This is a genomic window from Gardnerella sp. CCPDSM (assembly GCF_056754715.1).
On the sequence record NZ_JBQEQO010000016.1, the window covers coordinates 1 to 3,759 of the forward strand.

A 3,759-nucleotide genomic window follows, 5' to 3' on the forward strand; every position below is an offset into this window, starting at 1 on the left:
AGTTATAGGTCTAAAGATAATTTCATTTCATCTACCTGTATTCCGATGGACTGTGATAACGATCATTCTGATGTTGGTAAAGACTGGGTGACGCCTTTTGATGTTGCTTTAGCGTTTCCGAACGTGTGCTTTTATGCGTCTTATAGTAGAAACCACATGAAAGACAAGCATGGGAAGTGTGCAAGACCACGTTTTCATGTTTATTTTCCAATTGAAGAAGTAAGCGATGCTAAAGCTTATGTGGAGCTTAAAACAAGGATTCAATCAGTATTCCCGTATTTTGACAGTAACGCTCTTGATGCGGCACGTTTTCTCTACGGTGTTAAAACTCCACAGGTAGAACTTTACGATGGTGAAAAAACAATCACTGATTTCCTCTCGGAAGAAGATTTCAGTGAATTTGATGCAGGAACAGAAGAAATACCATCGGGGCAGAGAAACTCTAGGCTTAGTCATATCGCAGGAAAACTCATCAAACGTTATGGTGCTACAGATGAAACACATGAGAAGTTTTTGAGTGAAGCTGAGCGGTGTAATCCTCCTTTGCCTGATGCAGAATTATCTAAAATCTGGTATTCGGCTAAAAAGTTCGGGCTTAAAGTAGCAAGTCAAGAAGGTTATATTCCGCCTAGCGAGTATGGCAAAAGCTATGAGGAGTATAAGCCGGATGATTTAACGGATATTGCGATGGCTGAGGTTTTTGCCAAACATAACAAGAATAAGGCTGTTTATACGATGTCTGCAGGCTGGCTTTACTGGACGGGCAAGAAGTGGGAAGCGTCTGAGCTTAAAGTTATGAAACTTTACATGCTTATTGCTAAAAAGGTTTTGAAAAATGCTGGTATCGAGTTTAAGACAGCTTACGAAGAGTTCGTTCAAGCTGAATCATCAGGTGATAAAGAGCAGGCGGATAAAGCAAAGAGTGAAGTGAATCGGGCAAAGCAGTATCTTTCGTTTGCTAAGAAGATGAATGATCACAGTAAAGTGTCCGGGATATTAAAGCTTGCTAAATCCATGCTGGAAGTTGCAAACGAAGGACTGGATCGTGATGCTTTCATTCTAAACACGCCTTGCGGAATCGTGGATTTAAAGACTGGAGAGCTAAAAGCACATGATCCGTGTTCGTACTGTACGAAAATGACCGCTGTTTGCCCTTCACGGGAGAACATGGGATTGTGGCAGACAACGCTTGATATGGTTACCGCAGGTGATAAAGAGTTTCAGACATTTCTTCAAAGCCATGCGGGTAGTACGCTTATAGGTCAAGTGTTTGAAGAATCGCTTTTGCTGGTGTACGGGTCAGGTGGCAACGGTAAGTCGACCGTGTTTAACGCGGAAGCACATGTGCTTGGAGATTATGCGGGGAAAATACCTGCGGAGTCTTTAACCACTCGGGCTAAAAACGTGAAAGTGGATTTAGCGGAGCTTTGCGGTAAAAGGTTTATTCTTGCCTCGGAAACTGAGGAAGGGCAAAGGCTTTCTATTTCCATGCTGAAACAGATAGCAAGCGTGGATGATATTTCAGCTGAGAGGAAATATTATGCTCCTTTTACGTTTACGCCAAGCCACTCAACTATTCTCTACACGAACCATCTGCCGAAAGTCGGTTCGAACGATAAGGGAACGTGGCGGAGAATCTTTGTCGCACCGTTTACGAAAGAAATCAAGAATCCGAAAACAGACTATGTTGATGAACTTTTGCAAAAAGCAGGTGGGGCAATACTTCAATGGATGATTGAAGGAGCCAAGCTTTATATCCAAAACAGTTATAAATTCCCTACTTGTAAGGTGGTAGAGCAGGCTAAGGACGCTTATCGGGCTGAAAACGACTGGATAGGCCATTTCATCACTGATTATTGCATTAAGGGCGTGAATGAAACGGAGATGAGTAGGAGTCTTTACTTGTCTTACCGTCAGTGGGCAAACCTTAACGGTGAATATGTTAGAAACGACAGGGATTTTTCTAAGGCTTTACTGTTAGCAGGTTATAGCAAAAAACGGACGGGTAAAGGCTACCAGTGGTGTGGTCTTTCCATCAATCCGAATTTGCAGGCACAGGAGGATTTTCTTTGATGGAGAACGCGGTAAAACTGAAAGATACTTCCTGAAAAATGTATTGGCGTGTAGGCAAATGTTTTACATGGTAAAAACCGGGTTCAGAGAAAAATGTTCTATAGGATTTTTTCATACACGAAAATAGGCGTTGCCTACACGCTACCATGCACGTTTTCAAGAAAGAAAAGCCTGATAAATAGGGGTTTTGTATTGTAGTGTACCCTTTTTCTTTACTTTTTATATAAGAGAAAAAAATAAAAGAAATATAAGTATATATAGAGAAAAGTAAAAGATGGGTCTAAAGCATACATGGCTACACAAATAACATTCGCCTGATGTAAACGGGCAAAACCAACGAATGAAACAACTCTATTCAATAAATGAAAAATAAGATTTGAGAAAGGTGGAATAAACCATGATTAACAAACAAGAGAGAACAGTAGAAACCTACAAGCAAGCAGGAGCAGCAATGCGACTGACTAAGAGTCTGATTAGCCAATTAGTGGTCGATATTAGCCCGGTGCTTTTAGTGAAAGATCAAGACAGACTGTTAAAAGCCATGAACATGATTGATGAAGTATCTTCGCATGCTGAGGACAATATGTTCAAAGATCACCCACAGTTAAACAATCACTATATTGACGTGTTTTACGGCGATGTTGCTAATGAGCCGAGAAACGAAGTGGATAAGAAAATCATTGAGATGGCAAAAGAGGTATCTGATGGGCTTTTTACGAGAAAAGGAAACTGAGCGAAAACTCGTCCGTGATGTTAAAGCTGTGGGAGGGCTTTGTTTAAAGCTTACGAGTCCTTCTGTTGACGGGCTTCCTGACAGGCTGGTTTTACTTCATGGGGGCAAGATTGGTTTTGTGGAGCTTAAAGCACCAGGTAAAAAGCCTAGAGTTTTACAGGTGAAACGGATGAAGGATTTACAGGATTTAGGTTTTAAGGTTTTCGTGGTTGATGACAAGAGTCAGATTGGAGTTGTGATTGATGCGATACGAGCCACATGAGTATCAAAAGTATGCGACTGATTTTATTATCACACACCCGGTTTCAGCGGTTTTGCTTGAAATGGGACTTGGTAAGAGTGTTATAAGTCTTACGGCAATTAACGACCTGATGCTTGACTCGTTTGATGTTTCCAGGACTCTGGTTATCGCTCCTCTTAGGGTTGCAAACACTACGTGGCCTTTAGAGTTAGAAAAGTGGGAGCATTTAAAACACCTAACTTATTCTATTGTGACGGGTAGTGAGAAGGAGCGGATTCAAGCACTAAAAACGCCTGCTCACGTTTATATTATTAACCGTGAAAACGTGGAGTGGCTGATAATGAAAAGCGGCCTGCCGTTTAATTTTGACATGGTTGTGATAGATGAGCTTTCAAGTTTTAAATCATATCAGGCGAAACGTTTTAAAGCATTACTGAAGGCTAGGCCGAAAGTTAAAAGGATTGTTGGTCTTACAGGAACTCCTTCTTCTAACGGGCTAATGGATTTGTGGGCTGAGTTTAGGCTGCTTGATATGGGTCAAAGGCTAGGCCGCTATATTACGTATTATCGGCAGAACTTTTTTGATCCTGATAAGCGTAACCAGCACATGGTTTTTTCTTATAAGCCTAAAGATGGTGCTGAGAGTTTAATCTATAAGCAGATAGCTGATATTACGATTTCGATGAAGTCGAAAGACTATTTGAAAATGCCT

General features: G+C 41.2%; 4 protein-coding genes. All 4 read left to right on the forward strand.

What is annotated here, in order from left to right:
- Nucleotides 1-2,073: phage/plasmid primase, P4 family (locus tag ACTJLE_RS06150; protein WP_481267868.1), on the forward strand; the 2,073-nt coding region annotated here is incomplete at its 5' end.
- A gap of 397 nt (nt 2,074-2,470) precedes the next feature.
- Complete coding sequence (locus tag ACTJLE_RS06155; RefSeq protein ID WP_481267869.1) at nt 2,471-2,806, forward strand: hypothetical protein; 336 nt, start codon at nt 2,471-2,473, stop codon at nt 2,804-2,806.
- Entirely contained in the window at nt 2,778-3,068 is a 291-nt protein-coding gene (locus ACTJLE_RS06160; protein ID WP_481267870.1) for a VRR-NUC domain-containing protein, read from the forward strand. The genes ACTJLE_RS06155 and ACTJLE_RS06160 overlap by 29 nt, the downstream gene beginning before the upstream one ends.
- The coding region (locus ACTJLE_RS06165; protein WP_481267871.1) for an SNF2-related protein at nt 3,049-3,759 on the forward strand (711 nt) is incomplete at its 3' end. The genes ACTJLE_RS06160 and ACTJLE_RS06165, both read left to right, overlap by 20 nt.

What these genes read in the sequence shown, in the direction of transcription:
- ACTJLE_RS06155 (WP_481267869.1), top strand. Translation starts at nt 2,471, where the DNA reads ATGATTAACAAACAAGAGAGAACAGTAGAAACCTACAAGCAAGCAGGA.
- ACTJLE_RS06160 (WP_481267870.1), top strand. Translation starts at nt 2,778, where the DNA reads ATGGGCTTTTTACGAGAAAAGGAAACTGAGCGAAAACTCGTCCGTGAT.